Below are 17645 nucleotides of genomic sequence, written 5' to 3'. Positions count from 1 at the left end.
ATATTGTGCCTCTGATAGTTTGTAGTTTGCAACAATCCCCCTTGATACCGCATTTTCCACAGTTTCAAGGGGGATTTTAGTTGTTTAACTGCATGCTGCCATTGGCAAATACCATGCCATTACTTGAGGGCTATCTGCAACTCGTCCAGTTGTTTCTGGTCGATTGAGCTTGGGGCATCCAGCATAACATCGCGTCCGGAGTTGTTTTTCGGGAAGGCGATAAAGTCACGAATGCTCTCACTACCACCCAGTAAAGCACAAAGCCTGTCAAAGCCCCATGCCATACCACCATGTGGCGGCGCACCATATTCAAAGGCACCCAGCAGGAAGCCAAATTTGTGATTGAATTCTTCTTCGTCCATACCCAGCGCAGCAAACATCTTCTCCTGCAGGTCACGTTGGAAGATACGGATAGAACCACCACCTACTTCTGTACCGTTCAGTACGATGTCGTAAGCATTGGCCTTAATATCCGCATATTTAGACAGATCGTTCATCCAGCTGATCTGTTCTGGTTTTGGAGAAGTAAACGGATGGTGCTTAGCGACCCAGCGTTTATCTTCCTCATCATATTCAAAGAGCGGGAAGTCTACCACCCATAACGGTGCATATACATCTTTATTACGCAGGCCCAGGCGCTCACCCATTTCCAGGCGGAGCTCGCTCATCGCTTTGCGGGTGCGCTCTTCTTTGCCAGCCAGCACCAGGATCAGGTCTCCCGGTTGTGCACCGGTTTTCTCTGCCCAAACTTTCAGCTTGCTTTCGTCAAAGAATTTATCCACAGAACTCTTGATGGAACCATCTGCGTTATACAACGCGTAAATCAATCCGGTCATACCGATCTGCGGACGTTTTACCCAATTGGTCAAGTCATCCAGCTGCTTGCGGGTATAACCACCAGCACCTTTTGCACAGATCGCCAACACCAGCTCAGCATCATCGAATACCGTGAAATTATTCCCTTTCACAGTATCATTCATGTTCACCAGTTTCATTTCGAAACGGATGTCCGGCTTGTCATTACCATAATATTCCATCGCATAGTCATAAGTCATGCGTGGGAATGCTTCGTTGAACTCGATACCCTTGATCTCTTTGAAGATGTACTTCAGCATCTCTTCAAAGTTGCTCAGGATATCTTCCTGGTCTACAAAGCTCATTTCACAGTCGATCTGCGTAAATTCCGGCTGACGGTCAGCACGGAGATCCTCATCTCTGAAGCACTTTACGATCTGGTAGTACCTGTCGTAACCACTCACCATCAGCAGTTGCTTGAAGGTTTGCGGAGACTGTGGCAAAGCGTAGAACTCGTTAGGGTTCATGCGGCTTGGTACCACGAAGTCACGTGCCCCCTCAGGTGTAGACTTGATCAGGAAAGGCGTTTCTATATCCATGAAGCCTTTGCTGTCAAGGAAGTTACGTGCTGCTCTATTAACACGATAACGCAGCTCAAGGTTCTGTCTTACCGCATTTCTGCGCAGATCGAGGTAGCGGTATTTCATACGCAGCTCGTCGCCGCCATCTGTATCATCAGTAATAGTGAATGGAGGAGTCTGTGCCTTATTCAGAATAGTAAGCTTGGTCACAGCGATTTCCACATCACCTGTAGGAATATTTTTATTCTTGTTAGAACGCTCAGTAACTGTACCTTCTATCTGAATAACGAATTCACGACCCAGCGGTTGATCTTCCAGCTGTGGATTCAGAGATTCGCCAAACAGTAACTGCGTGATACCGTAACGGTCACGAAGGTCAACGAAAGTGATACTGGTTCCTAGTTTCCGGACTGTCTGTACCCAACCGGCCAGGGTTACGGGTATTCCTATATTCTCCAGTCGTAACTCGCCACAGGTGTGCGTTCTGTACATATACTATATCTTATGCGTTGCTCTTAAATATCATTTCAACCGATCCTGCAGTTCGCTGGAACGGTCGGCAAAGATAACGTTTGCCGCCAGCATTTCTAACCTTTATACCTGTTAAAAAACCGTTTTATATCGGTTTCCTGCCACAGTGGGGCATTGCGTAGCAAATGAGCCGTCATCTGGGCCGCCATGGCTGGTGCCAGGCTGGAACCTTTGGTTCCCAGGCCGTTGAATAAGCCTAGAGACGGCATTTCAGGGTGCATACCCAGCATAGGACGGCGATCTGTGCCGCTTGGCCTTACTGCCGCCTGGTGATCCAGCACCTCATAGGGAACTTTTAATAATTGTTGGAGTCCATTCTCGAGAAAAGCCCGCTTTTCGGCAGTTGGGTTTTCATCCGGATAGTCCCAGGCAAATGTGGCACCTACCCAATAAATGTCGTTTTGACCAGGTATGGGTACCATTGATATACTTCTTTTTACGATATCCGCTGTTTCAAATCCGGGTACCCGCACTGTCAGTACCTCACCTTTATTCAGGAGGAAAGGGATAGCACTGAACCAGGGATTATGGGTAGTCTGGGCGCCGTCGCAAAAGATCACTGCCCTGGCGTGAATGTCGCCATAAGTGACACGGGTTGGCTTTGCTTGCAGCTGGGAAGGCAGGAAACGCTCTTCCAGCAGGGAATTATGTTTCTTCAGGTATTCTCTCCAGATGGGCAATAACTGTTGCAGCAGCACTGTCCCCCCTTTTATAATGGCTGCGCCAAAAGGTTGATCCAGCCACTGGTCATAATGGGCTATAGCAGCGGCCGATGGTAGTCGCATATAATCCAGACCTGTCGTTCTGTCAAAGAATGCCGTCTTCAGCTGTTCTGTAGGCAACACTGTCCACAGATCCCGCTCTTTATATACAGGCAACCCCAGCAATTCCTCCATTTCACGGTAAGTGCGCAGGGCTATCGGATAGATCTCGTCGTACAACCACGCCACTGTAAAACGTCTGCCCGAAACCGGATTCACCACACCTGCCGCCACACGGGAAGAACTGTTTTCCTTGTATTCGTCTATGACGAGTACAGAAGCTCCAGCCTGCATCAAGCTGTAACTTAGCATCGTACCTGCGATGCCCTGACCTACTACCAGATAATCTACATTCATTTGATATGCAAAATAATGCGAAAATCGCTAGCTCGTAATGATAGTGGTCAATGGAAGAAATGACTTATTCTGCACACAGGCCCCTGATAAGGCCCGGCAGTACCGCAATAGCCCCAATTTTAAAAAATCTTTTGATACCTGATCATAACTTTAATGATGAGGGTACAACACAGCAGCTGGCAGAGGGCCCGAATCCGGGCTGGCAGGCGTGATCCATTCTATTCGGGGTGCTGCACCTTTGTAAGAAATTTTCAATGGATAATATCCCTTTTGTAAGGGCACGATAAAACTTTGTTTATCAAATGTCACATTGCTCATCGCATTGCCCAGAGATACTTTCACGCTGTCTTCTGTATCGATAAAAAATATATAATAACCATCTGTATCAATCCTGATCCCGCCTTTTAGTAATCCCGGCAAAGTATCCAGGCCACCGGGTTTCAACTGCTTTGGCAATGGTTCGGATTTCAATGTTGTTCCTACTTTAAAACTACCACGTATCGTATCACTATATTCATCTCTCACACAAATAGACTTGATGGTAAATTGTACTGGTATCGTCAGATCCAGTTTACCATTGATGCGTGGTGATGCTGCTGTAGGTACCGTACCATCTGTGGTATAATGCCAGTCAGACCTTTCGTCCGGCCAGATGTAGAGCGGGAATGATTTATCTTTCAGCACAATACCCGTCATTGGATGGTACCTGGGTTGATCTGTGGTATAACCTGCCCACGTAAATTTCAGCCCATCGAACACGGTTTTAAAGATCATACTGTTGTGCGTTTCTCCTGCATACGGTGTTACCTTCCAGTGTAATGAAGCAGGTGCCTTTTCTCTGAAAATAGAATCCAGCTGAGATACCCCCATATCACGCATCGCTGCTCCTTCCCTGCCTGTAATGTACAGCGATGCATGTACCTGGCTCATACCCGCCAGTTTCTCCCCTGTTTCTTTGAGCAGCAAACCATTGTCCCACCACATCGCAGGGTCTGAAATAAGGTAAGACTCAAACAGCATTGGGTCATGCAGAAAAGCGTAGATCCCAAATAAACCCGCCAGCGATGAGCCTACATATACCCGGTTGTCCGCACGGGCAGGGTATTTTTTTTCAATGTAGGGCATCAGTTCAGTCTTCATAAAGGCGAGGAATTTATCGGCTCCCCCTGAGCGGGAATTGCCTTGCAAACGGCTGGGTGTAAAATCCCGGTCACGCACTCCCATGTTTTTCATACTGACTACAATACAGGGAGGTACAAATTGAATTTGTACAAAACGCTGCATGTGTGCAACGATGTCATTGTTCCATTCACCATCCGTCACATAGATCACTTCATACTTTTTCCCTGAAGCGGGATCATAATTATCCGGTAGTTCCACTTCAATCTGACGCATCTCTTTCAGGTTGTCAGAGTAAAGGGAATCACTGATGATCTTCATATGTTGTGCGGTGGCATTGGCCGCCAGAAACATGACAAGGAGAATACTGATGGTTTGCTTCATGACCCGGAAATCTTGGTGTGGACTAAAAAATACCACTTTGTGATAAAATTGATTTTCAATAGTTTAGACAATCCCGGAAATTCAATATTGCCCCGATTTTGTACATGGGATGTTCACTAACGAAAAACGGCTGTCTTAATATAAAGACAGCCGTCTGGCAAAAAGGTTGCATTCTTTTTACTCTATTACTTTCACCCTGATTCCTTCACTATGTGCACTGAATTCAGGAGCATACATACACTGTGCAGTACTGATACCGTTACTGAAGTCTCCATTGTGTGTTACAAACATGCTGTATTCAAACACATAAGTACCTTTTGGTAAACGGCTGAAGAAGAAATTAGTAGACGCATCTTTCGTGCTCTGGTAATAACTTACTCCATTTTGCCACCCACTCTGACTAATCACATTCGTAGGTTCAAAACATGCGGCACGCATATCTTTCAGGTGTACATATTCCATGTCACGATCTACCTTCATCACGATACGTGCTTTTACCTTATCACCTACTTTCAGTTGATTGCCATCTTCGATAGCCGTCAGCACAGGACCATTGTCATTTGTCTTCTCGATGAAGAGCTGTTTCTGCAGGGTCATTGGTGTAGCCGCAGTGGTGATTTTGTCCAGCTGCTCAAAGTATTGCCAGTACACAGCGCCCCATGAAGGCTGACCATTACTGCCATCTACTTTTACTTCAATTTTACCCATCGCAGGTTTTACTTCTTCATTGTTAAATTGCTTTTTGAAATAACCGGTACCTGCTTCTTTCTTTTCTTCCTTCACAGTTGTTTTACCCAACTGGATGGTGATTTCAGGATTTGCAGTCAACCAGTTACCACCACCTAAGAGCATTGCATAACAAGCGTCGGCAGTTGCTTTGGTGGTATGCCAGTTATTGGTTTGTTTGTTCTTCAACAACCATGTTTTCATATCGCCTACGGCTACTGAATCATGACTTACACGTTGGAATGCTTCGATGAGCATAGCCTGTGTTTCAATCGGCGCCTGGTACCACCAGTAGCCGGCTGTTACACTCTTCCAGTACATCCCCATCTCTGCGTTGTTGGTGGCGTTTTCTTTCAATGATTGGATAATGCCCTTATCATTTAATACAATCGCCAGCATGGCCTGCGTATAAGTGCTCTGTTGCAACCAGAATTTCTTAGCCTGTGCCAGGTAGAACTGATAAGATTCTTTGTACTTATCTTCTACCGGTTTGTTCAGCAGACTACGCATGTACAGGTAGTGCGATTCGATGTAACCGATATGCTGTTTGCTCAGATCAGCTTTGTTACGTTTCAGCTCATGGTACCAGTCGTCCATCTTCTTGTCTACATAGGCTAAGCCTTTGGTCACAATCGCATCCGCATCCGGACTATTCACAGCACCTACCTGTTGTAAGCGGCCTACACCAGCCAGAATATACTGTGTTACAAACTGATCTTCCCACATACCATTGAACCATGGGAAAGCACCATTTGGCAGCTGTTTCTGACGCAGTTGCTCCAATGCTTTCTGTTGTTCAGCACTCATCCTGTTCAGATCGAAGAGCAGGGCAATATTGCGTTTTTGTTCTGCTTCATTTTTAGCAGCCAGCACCCACGGTGTTTCCTGCAGTAATACACTCTTCAGTTCTTCATTCTTTTGCAGGTTGCTTTGCAGCGCAGTGGTATCAGTTGTCTTCCATTTTTCGAACATGCTTTTTACACCGGGCAGTTTATTCACGATGTAAGTAGCGAGCGTATTCGCATAATAACGGTTGAATACCTGTTCGGAACATTCGTATGGGAACTCCATCAGGTAAGGCAATGCCTGTACTGCGTACCAGGTAGGATTACCGGTGTATTCAACTGTGAGTGCATGCTGCTGTAAAGTTTCTGAAGCATCGCTCTTCAGTAATTTTTCGAAAGTAAATTCTTTCTTTCCATCACCACGCATCGTCAGTGGCAGGGTTTCTGTCACCAGCATTGAGTTCGTCAATACCGGTACAGCGTTTTCTTCACCATCACTGAATTTGCCGGCGGTAGCCACTACGCGGTACAACAGGGAGCTACCAAATTTATATGGTATTTCTAATGGGAATGTAACAGCAGTGCTTTGTCCTTTAGATACAGTGAAGTGCTGTGCAGGATAAACATTCTGGAACCAGCCGTCTACAGGTTTCATGGTGGTTGCGTCCAGCAGTTCAAGACGTGCTTCGCCAGTCAATGCACTATCAGCAAGGTTGCTGATCTTAGCAGAGAAGATGATCTTATCGCCTTCTCTCATAAAGCGGGGTGCATTTGGCTGCACCATCAATGGTTTCTGTGTGATCACACTGCTTTCAGCATAACCAAATGCAGCGTCTTTTGTATGAGCGAGGCTCATGAAGCGCCAGCGGGTCAGGGCTTCCGGCACGGTGAAGCTGAAGGTGATGTTGCCATTTTCATCAGTGCGAAGGTCAGGGAAGAAGAAAGCGGTTTCGTTGAAGTTGGTGCGGGGGGTGACAGTTTCAACGCTTTTCGCGGGTTCAGCAGTTGCTGCCGTTTGCGCTGTTACAACACCAGGAGCTATTCCTTGTAAGGCAAATAACCCGTTACTGCTCGACACCTTGTCTGCTTCCATCATTGGTGCTGCAAAAGCTACTGATGGCGCTGGCGCAGCCACTCCTTTTTTCATTTCCCTTGCCTTACCTCCGGGCGCTGCGTCCCTGGACATATAATTGTAATAGCGAGGCTGTCCATAACCCGTCAATTTCACTGCCTGTACACCAATCCCCTCTCCAAAATCAATCACAGTTACACCAAACTGTTGTGCACTAAACCAATTCAGATCATCATAAGAAACATTCACATCATCATAATGCGTATCATTCTCAACGAAGTTGTAAGTCTCTGCATTTACCTGCTTAAAGTTTGTATGACCATCCCAGTTTGCCAATCTTGATGCACTCGGATATAAATCAGGCAGTCTCCACTGGTTTGCCCTGAATGCATCCAGCGATGCATCGTACATGGCAGCCAGCAACTCCGCACCTATCTTATCACGTTTTTCACCTTTGATCTGTATGCGCCATTCTTCTTTTGCACCAGGTAAGATCTTATCACGATGTGACTGAATCGTTACATCCAGCTCCTTATTACTCCATGGAACAACGATGGTTCTTTCTTCAGTAAAAACACGATTATCTTTTACAAATGCATACTGCACATTCACATTCCCCCTGTCCGCTTCTTTCACATCATACTTCCTGTCAGTAACACTATTATTGAAAGAGAAATCACTACTTAAAGAAGACTGCAGGTTTGTACTGATCGTTTCAATTATATGCAGGTCTGAAGCAGAAGAACCCAGCAGAAAATGCGCCGTCTCACCAGGTTTCACTGTTTTATCATCTGTATAAGACCAGCTATAAACAGGATACGATACGCGGGTTGCCTTTGCATCCACCAGTTCAAAAGTTTTCTTCTGCATCACCTTCTCACCGAATTTATCGGTCGTGCTTACTTCCAGCTCATACCAACCCGGCGCCAGTAATTTAGCATCGAGTAGCACAGTTGTATTTGCTTCAGTTTTGAGTTGTTTATTGAAAACTGCATTACCTCTTTTCCAGGTATCCTGCTCATCTTCTTCATTGTAGATATCATGCGGGAATGCCTTTTCATATTCCTCACGGGACAGAATAAATTGATCAGGCTTTTCCCAATAACGACTACGCAGTAAGCGACCCGGATGTTGTAATGGTTTCAGGGTAATCGCTACATCAGCAGGTTCAAATACACCATTCAGGTTCTCAGTCAAAATGTTTACCTTTTGCAGGTCCTGTGGCAATACACGGTCTGTCAGCCCAATGCTGATTTCCATGGCCTGGTAACCTACACTCACGCTTTGATTACCTGTACGGGTCTCCCCATTCACATCTGTGATATCCGCTTCGATAGAATAAGTAAAGACTGGTTTCTGCGAAGCAGCAATGCTCAGATCAGGCAATGCAGGAAAACTTACTTTAAAGCTACCGTCTGCTGCTGTTTCTGTAGTACCTGTTGCGATCTGACGTGCAGGGCTATAAGCAGGCGCTTTCCTTGACATCCACCAGTAAGGGAAACGGGCTTGTCTCATCACACGGTAAGTCACCTTTGCACCATCGATATTATTACCAGCATAAGCCAGTGCATTCCCCTTTACAGTAATCGTATCATTCAGGCGATAAGTACCACGCAACGTATCGAATTCTACATAGAATTTGGGACGTTTGTATTCTTCCACGCTGAATGAAACACTGCCACCATTGTTATCTTCATCGATACGGAATACACCGTTCAACTGGTTTTCCGGCAGTCTGAATTTACCGGCATAAGCACCATATTCATTGGTCGTTAATTCCATTGAATCTACCTTCTGACTATTGCGGTCTACCAGGCGTACAGTTACTTTATAATTGCCCAATATTTTTCTGTCGGTATCTACATCTACACCTCCCTTGAGGCTGACTACAATCCCTTTGAAGTATACCAACTGACCCGGACGGTAAATTCCTCTGTCGGTGAAGAGGAATGTCTGGTGATCAGGGGTATTTGTATTGTTATTAGAATAGTCGTATCTGTATATGTAATTGTAATCATCCGGAGCCAGTGTATCGGCATTCAGTATCAGCTCATATCTGTTAGTGCTGTATTGCTTTTCAGGCTTCAGGGTTACGGAACCATCCTTTGCTGAAATGGCTGATTGCGTCACCTTCAGTTTGCCATTGTTCTGCTGTTCATACACATTGAATTTCACCCCCTGCAATGGTGCACCTGTTTTCCTGTGCAATGCAAACAATTCCTTTCCATCACCAGCAGCATAAGTAGAGCGGGCGATGTAGCTTAAGTTGGAAACGTGTATAAACTGTAGCGCGATAAGATTCTGTTCTTTTGTAAAGGCACTGTTTATACTACCGACCAACATATACAGACCTAACGGCAACGCCTCTATTTTTGCTTCAGCAGTATGTTGCCTGTAATCGTCTGTACCAGGCAAGGCAACGTCCCATGTACGGTCAGCTTTCTTACCCAGGATCTGGTTCCAGTACTTTTTATTACGCTCTTCATATGCCTCATTTGATTCCAGCTGTGCCTTTAATTTAGTGCGGAAGCTCTCATCAATTTTCACCAGTCTGAAGTACAGTTTATTCACGTTTTTATAGCCGATCAGTGCGCGGAAAGGTTCATCTGGCAGGTTCACCTGTTCAGTAGTGACTTCGATAGATTTTTCCTGTATGCTTTGCAGCAGTCCTCTGCAATTGTTTGCGCCAACGGAAACAGGCACTTGTTTGATGGCCTGCTCACACAAAGCCACAGCTTGTTTCATAGCAGCGGAAGGTGTCAGTTCGCCTACATTCTCTTTACCGTTTCCTACACCCTGGTAGTAAAGTGCTACCAGGTACATCACCTGTGTCACACCTTTTTCACCAGCATAGGTTTGCTGCATAGCTTTGATCTGCTGTACGTACAGCTCTTCTTTGTCGGGCATCACAGCTACATCCTTTATGTAGGCAATACGCTCGATGTCTACATCCAGCAGGGCTGCTTTGTCATTTGCATGGAAGCGGATCAGGTCCTGCAGCAGTAAGAGGGCTTTGTACTGATAAGAAGTGGTATCAGCAGATGTAAAGGTGTGTGCCGCAAAAGTAGCAGCAGGTGCAAAAGCAGCAGGGTCCAGCAGTTCGAACTGTTTGGCTGCCTGTCTGAAATTGTACTCTCCTGACTTGAAATAATCTAATGCGCGGTGTGCCAGCAGGTCATATAATGTAGGGCGAAGATTTTCGCTGTTCTGGCCCTTTTCGATGATGACTGCGAAATCTTTGACATTCACTTTTTTGAGCAGTTCCACATCTTTCAGGGAAGAGAGGTAAGCTGCTGCAATCTCTTTATTAAGCCGGTCTGAGGTCCAGGTGCTGATATCTGAAGAAGTATCGCTTTCTATAGCAGTACGGCTATAGAGTTTGCTCCTGTTATTCTCCAGGTAATTGTGGAGCAGTTCCGCCCGCATGCTTTGCAGGATGGCGCGGATCGCTGGGGTAAAAACGACGTTTTGTTCATCTACTACCTTGAAGTTATCGTCGGTAGCAGGGTTTTCGTTCTTTACGTTTACATACTTAATGCGGAAGATCAGGGTTTTTAGCAGCTGACCTTCATTTTTTTGTTGCAGTGCATTCCTGTAGATTACATTGACTTCTTCCAGGGCAGATTTGGGGAGGCCTTTGTCATCTAACTCCTGGACTTTTTTCCAGTGGTTGTCATAGTTAAACTGAGCCATGGTACTATTTGTACTAATGAAAAATAGAATGAAAAAAGCTACGATCAGGCGCATATGTGGATAGCATTTATATGAATAACTGGTGTATTTCCGTCACAGATAGGATGCAGGTGAGGGGTCCTATTCCATAAAGATAGTTATAAAAATATAGGTCTTATGCTGGCAAGAGCCACAGGCTTCGGGCCAAAAAAAAATCCTCCTGCTGGCCACAGCCTGACAGGAGGATAATTATTATACAGTTAGTTTATTATTAAGCTTTTACAGCTTTCAGCACTTCTGCCATTGTTTTACCAATGTTTGCAGGGCTTTCTACTACGTGCACACCACACTCTGCCATGATCTTCATCTTAGCAGCAGCAGTATCGTCAGCACCACCGATGATAGCACCAGCGTGACCCATACGACGGCCCGGAGGCGCTGTCTGGCCAGCGATGAAACCAACTACTGGTTTAGTACCGTTTTCTTTGATCCATTTTGCAGCGTCAGCTTCCATGCTACCACCGATTTCACCAATCATGATGATACCTACGGTTTCAGGATCGTTCATCAGCAGTTCAACCGCATCTTTGGTAGGGGTACCAATGATTGGGTCGCCACCGATACCGATAGCTGTAGATACGCCCAGACCAGCTTTTACTACCTGGTCAGCAGCTTCGTATGTCAGAGTACCGGATTTAGATACGATACCGATGTTACCTTTCTTGAAGATGAAACCTGGCATGATGCCTACTTTAGCTTCTTCAGCAGTGATTACACCAGGACAGTTAGGACCGATCAGACGGGAAGAACGACCTACCAGGAAGTTCTTTGCACGAACCATATCCTGTACAGGAATACCTTCTGTAATACAAACTATCAGTTCTATACCTGCTTCAGCAGCTTCCATGATCGCATCTGCAGCGAATCCTGGCGGTACAAAAATGATGGATACATTGGCGCCGGTTGCTTTTACGGCATCATCTACCGTATTAAAAACCGGACGATCCAGGTGCTTGGTGCCGCCTTTCCCCGGCGTAACGCCGCCTACTACCTGCGTGCCATACTCTATCATCTGTGTGGCATGGAATGTGCCTTCTGTACCGGTGAAACCCTGTACAATCACTTTGCTGTTCTTATTAACTAAAACACTCATCGCGCTTGGTTTATGTGTTTGTAATGTTATTGGCAAAAATAACCCGCTAATCCCACATTCCCAATCAATAATTTACTGATTGTGGTCCTGTTCACGTTTTTTTAATGTCCGTCGTCATGTTTTGGCAACTTTTATCTCAGGGCGGGTCAAATTGCCCGGTCTGGCATCAGCCATTTTTCGTTTCAGTATTCACACGGTTCAATTTTCAGCACTACCCTGTTCAGTTCCGGCACTACTCTTTCTTCAGTTTACTTCTCCAATCCTTCTCCTGGAACATCTCCATTTGCCTCATTTCCTTCGCATCACGCAGGAAGTCTGATGCAAAAATGAAGTCATTCAGCCGCTCATCTTTACTGAAAATGATATCTTTATTGCTGCCTTCCCACTGTTTTATACCCTGGTACATGTATACGATGTGATCTCCACTCTCCATTACCGTATTCATGTCGTGTGTATTGATGACCGTGGTCATGTTAAATTCGTGTGTGATTTCCTTAATCAGCTTATCGATCAGCAGGGAAGTTTGCGGATCCAGCCCGGAGTTGGGCTCATCGCAAAATAAGTACTTGGGATTCAAAACGATAGCACGTGCAATACCGACCCTTTTCTTCATACCTCCACTGATCTCTGCCGGAAATTTCTTAGCGGCGTCCTTCAGTTGTACCCTTTCGAGACACTCCATCACACGGGCTTTCTTTTGCTTTATTGATTCTTTAGAGAACATATCGAGCGGGAACATCACGTTTTGCTCTACCGTCAAACTATCAAATAGTGCAGATCCCTGGAAAAGCATCCCGATCTGGCGGCGGATATTTTTTCGTTCATTTTCAGGCATGTTCGTGAAATCCTGTCCATCGTACAGGACCTTGCCACCGTCTATTTCCATCAGCCCAACCATGCACTTCATCATTACCGTCTTACCACTACCACTGGAGCCGATGATCAGGTTCACCTTGCCTGTCTCCATAATTGCCGACACATCTGGCAGGATCACCTTTTCCCCAAAGCCTTTCTTTATATTAACTAATTCGATCATGTTGTCCAGGTTAATTTTGCAGCAGTATTGCCGCCAGTATGTAGTCCATGAATAATATCAATACACAGGTTACCACCACGGCACGGGTACTTGCCTTACCAATTTCGAGCGCACCACCCTGCACATAATATCCGTAATATGATGGTACACTGGATATAATGAACGCGAATACGAATGATTTGAATAGTGCGAAGAAGATATTATAAGGTTTCCATTCCTGTCTTAAACCCTGCCAGAATTGTTCTGCAGAAAGAATGCCGCCCATTTCACCGGCCTTGAGACCACCCCATATACCCAGGAAACCAGCGATACAGATCAGACATGGTATCATGATCAGTGAAGCGACGATCTTTGGCATGATGAGGTAACCACGGGTGTTGATACCCATGATCTCCTGCGCATCAATCTGCTCGGATACACGCATGTTACCCAGCTCAGAGGCAATTTTGGAACCGACTACACCTGCCAGTACGATACAGGTCAGTGTAGGGGCGAATTCGAGGATGATGGTATCCCTCACCACCTGGGCTATTGTAGCTTTGGGGATGATAGGACTGACCAGCTGGTAGGCAATCTGTACAGTGGTTACAGCTCCCATAAAGAGGGAGATGATGAATACAATACCCAATGAACCAATACCGATATCCACACACTGCCTGATGAACTCTTTCCAATACATCTTCATGTTTTCCGGGCGGGAAAACATTCCTTTGAGCATAAGCAGGTAGCTGCCGAAATGATGAAAGAATCTAAATTCCATAACGGGCCAAAGATAATGTATCCATTTAAATAATAATTAAATCATTAAGGAGCGAAGAACAGCGAGAAAACGGCTTCCGCCTTCGGCAGCAGCCGCTTTTTCGCGCCGGCGGTAAGGCCTGCGGCCGGCTATAGAAAACGGTTTTTGCAAAGAACGCTTTTGCTTACGGCCGCAAAAGATATTGCTCTTTTCAAGAACGCTTTTACCTGTGGCCAGCTGATTCTTATTTTAAACTTTTTACCAATAAACGCTTCAAACTTCTTTCTATGATCTCCCCCATTGTCTTACACCTCCCAAATACGGCATCATCATAATACTGCGCCAGCTCTTCTCCCAATTGCGTAATCTTTTCAGGAAACGACACCCTATCCGTCATGATCACATCCCTCAGATCCTTGATCCGATGTCTGTGCGCCTTAATCCTGCGGGCTATCAGCGATCGCTCCTCCTGCTGATATTGCTTTACTACCTCTGCATTTAAATGTTTGATGGCCAGCTCTACGAAAATCCTGTTCTCCTTAAAGTACTGCGGCATGTACAATGTGCGCTTTCCCTCGTAAAACTGCTGGTCAAAATCAATCGCCCTGATCCTGAACTGTACATCATCAAAATCAGGTGTGATATCAAACACAAAATTGTACGATCGCATATCCCCCAACAAGCGTACAAAACACCGTTCATTGAACTTTACAAACTCCTTTGCTATACGCTTAGGGTTAAACTCCGGCCGTTGTAAATACTGGTCTATAAACTGATCGCCCGGTACACCCGCAATATGCTCCTCTACCAGTGTATTCCCATCTACAATGTAACTCATCCAGTAAGGAGACAAAATATGTTCCAGTTCTAAACCGTAAATGCGTGAAGCATCGGCCGTCTTGATATAAAAATAATCGTAAACTTCGTTGTAGGTATTGACAATCCTGATACGGAAAGGGTGTGAATTCCCAAATGTGCAGTAATCAATCCGCTCTACCTGCAAATGTTCTTCTGCAGCCTGATCACCGCCAGCCTTGAGGATGGAGTAAATTCTTTTGAGGCCCGCTTTCAGCTGACCATACATACTATCAGGATAAAATACAGATTCCCAGAGGGTATCCTTCCCGTCTTTGTCATACACAGGAATGGAGGAATCATAATAGCGGAGCTCTTCGTAAGATATCGGCAACCGGATCTCCCGCTCGTACAATTTGAGGTACCCGCGAAATGCAGGATTCAGTGGAAAGAAGGTCTTTTTCCGGGAGATGTACTGCATGCTTTTTACTATAAAGATACAGATCTCTGCCCGTGGACAGAGACCTGTAAATTATATTATTTGCAGCATTTATGCTGTGCTTCTACTACAGCGATATTCACCATGTTCACTATCTGCCTTACGGTACTACCCAACTGCAGAATATGTACTGGTTTTTTGATACCCAGCAGGATAGGCCCGATAGCATCAAAACCCGCTACTTCCTGCAACAGGTTGTAGGCTACGTTGCCCGCAGTGAGGTTCGGGAAGATCAGGGTATTTACTTCCTGGTCTATCAGCTCACTGAACGGATAACTATCCTTCAGGATCTCTTTATTGAACGCCATCGCAGCCTGGATTTCACCATCTACGATCAGTGACGGTTCCCTCATTTTCACAATATCTCTTGCCTTGGCTACCAGCTGTGCCTCAGGGGTTGGACTGGAACCAAAGTTGGAATAAGATACCATCGCAATGCGTGGGGTGATATTGAATTGTCTTACTTCCTCAGCAACCAGCAGTGTGATTTCGGCCAGCTCTTCGGCAGTAGGGTTAAAGTTGACTGTCGTATCGGCCAGGAACAGCGGACCACGCTTGGTATTGATGATGTACATACCTGCCACACGCTTTACATTTGGCGCAGTGCCAATTACATGCAATGCCGGACGAATGGTATCCGGATAGTTACGTGTCAGACCAGAGATCAATGCATCTGCCTCACCAGTTTCCACCATCATACAGCCGAAGTAGTTACGCTCACGCATTACCTTCTTCGCTTCGTACTGGTTAAAACCTTTACGCTGACGTTTCTGGAAAAACAGTTCACCATATTCATGGCGTTTCTCTGTCATCTCATCGCTCTTAGGATCGATGATCACAGTATCTTCCAGCTCGATACCATTTTCTGCAGCGAGGGTCCTGATCCTTTGCTCATTACCCAGCAGGATCGGGTAAGCGATACCTTCGTCTCTTACTACCTGTGAAGCTTTTAGTACCTTCAGGTTATCTGCTTCTGCAAATACTACCTTGCGTGGATCCTGACGGGCTTTGGTACCAATTACGCGGAAGAGCTGGTTGTCCAGTCCAAGGCGTTTGTTCAGTACATTCGTATACTCTTCCCAGTTCGCTATTGGTTGCTGCGCAACACCACTTTCCATCGCTGCTTTTGCCACTGCCGGTGCTACATGACTGAGCAGGCGTGGATCCAGGGGTTTTGGAATAATATAACGGGGACCGAAATAGATATTTTTTTCGTTGTAAGCCAGGTTCACGATATCTGGTACCGGTTCCTTCGCCAGTTCTGCCAGTGCATTGACAGCAGCAAGTTTCATGGCTTCGTTGATCTGTGTGGCACGTACATCCAGCGCACCACGGAAGATGTAGGGGAAACCCAATACATTGTTCACCTGGTTAGGATGATCGGAACGACCTGTCGCCATGATCACATCAGGACGGGACGCAATCGCCAGATCATAAGCGATCTCCGGATCAGGGTTCGCCATCGCAAATACGACCGGATTTTCAGCCATTGTCTTGATCATCTCCGGTGTGACCACATTACCTACCGATAAACCAACAAATACATCTGCCCCTTTCAGCGCATCTGCCAGAGAGTTTACATTCGCTGTTGTTGCAAACTGGCGGTGCAGTTCTGACAAACCTTCGCGACTGGTGCTAATTACACCATCTTTGTCGAACATGATGATGTTCTCTTTTCTGGCACCCAGGGCTACATACAATTTTACACAGGCCATAGCTGCCGCACCGGCGCCATTGAACACGATCCTTACCTTTGCAATATCTTTCTTCACAAGGTCCATAGAGTTCAACAGCGCAGCACTGGAAATGATGGCCGTACCATGCTGGTCATCGTGCATGATCGGGATCTTCAGTTCCTTTTTCAGGCGGTCTTCGATTTCAAAACACTCAGGACTCTTAATATCTTCCAGGTTGATCCCACCGAAGGTAGGTTCCATGGCTTTTACCACGTTCACGAATTCATCTACATTCTTGGTATTCAATTCAATATCAAACACATCAATATCTGCGAAGATCTTGAACAATACCGCCTTCCCTTCCATCACCGGCTTACCAGCCTCAGGGCCGATATCACCCAGCCCCAGTACAGCAGTACCATTGCTGATGACTGCTACCAGGTTGCCCTTGGCAGTATATTTATAAACATTTTCTACGTCTTTGTGAATTTCCTTGCAGGGCTCTGCTACTCCAGGAGAATAAGCGAGTGAGAGGTCCCATTGTGTTTTGGTGTTTTTAGTAGGTATTACTTCGATCTTCCCAGGCCGACCTAAAGCATGATAGTCTAAAGCATCCTGCTTGTTCTGTTTTCTTGCCATAATTCAAAATGAGATTGTTCTTGGGCGTCAAATATACAAAGTATTGGAGGAAAGGATGCTGTAATATGTCAGTATTATATGTATGGATGACACTTTTAACAACATTATTATACCGGTCAGTATATTATCATTATAAAAACAACCACTTCCCTGATGAATTAACGGCTTTGAAAACCCTTATCCAGACTACATCCTATCGGGCTATACCAGCTATACCACGACTATAGGTCTTTCCCGGGGATATCCCGCCTATAACCCGCATATAAGCCGCCCATAAGCCGTAGATAAGCCGCATCTATATAGAGGCGGCTTATCTACGGCTTAT

9 protein-coding genes are annotated in these 17645 nt (G+C 45.7%); all 9 read right to left on the bottom strand.

Annotated features, from left to right (window positions below; translation table 11 throughout):
* Positions 1-119: 119 nt before the first annotated feature.
* The gene (aspS, locus tag QQL36_RS10410; RefSeq protein ID WP_321569679.1) at positions 120-1868 is read right to left on the bottom strand and encodes an aspartate--tRNA ligase; all 1749 of its coding nucleotides are present in this window, start codon (positions 1866-1868) and stop codon (positions 120-122) included.
* Between the two features lie 95 nt (positions 1869-1963).
* Positions 1964-3025 carry an FAD-binding oxidoreductase gene (locus QQL36_RS10405; protein WP_321569678.1) on the bottom strand — a complete coding sequence of 354 codons (1062 nt, stop codon included), beginning with the start codon at positions 3023-3025 and terminating at the stop codon, positions 1964-1966.
* 150 nt (positions 3026-3175) lie between these two features.
* The gene (locus tag QQL36_RS10400; RefSeq protein WP_321569677.1) at positions 3176-4528 is read right to left on the bottom strand and encodes an alpha/beta hydrolase-fold protein; all 1353 of its coding nucleotides are present in this window, start codon (positions 4526-4528) and stop codon (positions 3176-3178) included.
* Positions 4529-4705: 177 nt separating this feature from the next.
* Entirely contained in the window at positions 4706-10804 is a 6099-nt protein-coding gene (locus QQL36_RS10395) for an alpha-2-macroglobulin family protein (protein WP_321569676.1), read from the bottom strand.
* Between the two features lie 250 nt (positions 10805-11054).
* Positions 11055-11936 (bottom strand): succinate--CoA ligase subunit alpha, encoded by an 882-nt coding sequence (gene sucD / locus QQL36_RS10390; RefSeq protein WP_083729894.1) that lies wholly within the window; start codon positions 11934-11936, stop codon positions 11055-11057.
* Positions 11937-12168: 232 nt separating this feature from the next.
* Positions 12169-12972, bottom strand: a complete 804-nt coding sequence (locus QQL36_RS10385) for an ABC transporter ATP-binding protein (protein ID WP_321569675.1) — start codon at positions 12970-12972, stop codon at positions 12169-12171.
* Between the two features lie 10 nt (positions 12973-12982).
* Complete coding sequence (locus QQL36_RS10380) at positions 12983-13732, bottom strand: MlaE family ABC transporter permease (RefSeq protein WP_083729892.1); 750 nt, start codon at positions 13730-13732, stop codon at positions 12983-12985.
* 223 nt (positions 13733-13955) lie between these two features.
* Positions 13956-14987 carry a hypothetical protein gene (locus tag QQL36_RS10375; protein ID WP_321569674.1) on the bottom strand — a complete coding sequence of 344 codons (1032 nt, stop codon included), beginning with the start codon at positions 14985-14987 and terminating at the stop codon, positions 13956-13958.
* 56 nt (positions 14988-15043) lie between these two features.
* Complete coding sequence (locus QQL36_RS10370) at positions 15044-17320, bottom strand: NADP-dependent malic enzyme (RefSeq protein WP_321569673.1); 2277 nt, start codon at positions 17318-17320, stop codon at positions 15044-15046.
* Positions 17321-17645: the final 325 nt, after the last annotated feature.

Origin of the sequence: Chitinophaga sp. LS1 (assembly GCF_034274695.1) — a bacterium.
Lineage (GTDB): Bacteria > Bacteroidota > Bacteroidia > Chitinophagales > Chitinophagaceae > Chitinophaga.
The sequence above is the reverse complement of the archived record's forward strand: the minus strand, read 5'-3'. Positions and strand labels throughout refer to the sequence as shown.

What these genes read in the sequence shown, in the direction of transcription:
- aspS (WP_321569679.1), bottom strand. Translation starts at nt 1,868, where the DNA reads ATGTACAGAACGCACACCTGTGGCGAGTTACGACTGGAGAATATAGGA.
- QQL36_RS10405 (WP_321569678.1), bottom strand. Translation starts at nt 3,025, where the DNA reads ATGAATGTAGATTATCTGGTAGTAGGTCAGGGCATCGCAGGTACGATG.
- QQL36_RS10400 (WP_321569677.1), bottom strand. Translation starts at nt 4,528, where the DNA reads ATGAAGCAAACCATCAGTATTCTCCTTGTCATGTTTCTGGCGGCCAAT.
- QQL36_RS10395 (WP_321569676.1), bottom strand. Translation starts at nt 10,804, where the DNA reads ATGGCTCAGTTTAACTATGACAACCACTGGAAAAAAGTCCAGGAGTTA.
- sucD (WP_083729894.1), bottom strand. Translation starts at nt 11,936, where the DNA reads ATGAGTGTTTTAGTTAATAAGAACAGCAAAGTGATTGTACAGGGTTTC.
- QQL36_RS10385 (WP_321569675.1), bottom strand. Translation starts at nt 12,972, where the DNA reads ATGATCGAATTAGTTAATATAAAGAAAGGCTTTGGGGAAAAGGTGATC.
- QQL36_RS10380 (WP_083729892.1), bottom strand. Translation starts at nt 13,732, where the DNA reads ATGGAATTTAGATTCTTTCATCATTTCGGCAGCTACCTGCTTATGCTC.
- QQL36_RS10375 (WP_321569674.1), bottom strand. Translation starts at nt 14,987, where the DNA reads ATGCAGTACATCTCCCGGAAAAAGACCTTCTTTCCACTGAATCCTGCA.
- QQL36_RS10370 (WP_321569673.1), bottom strand. Translation starts at nt 17,320, where the DNA reads ATGGCAAGAAAACAGAACAAGCAGGATGCTTTAGACTATCATGCTTTA.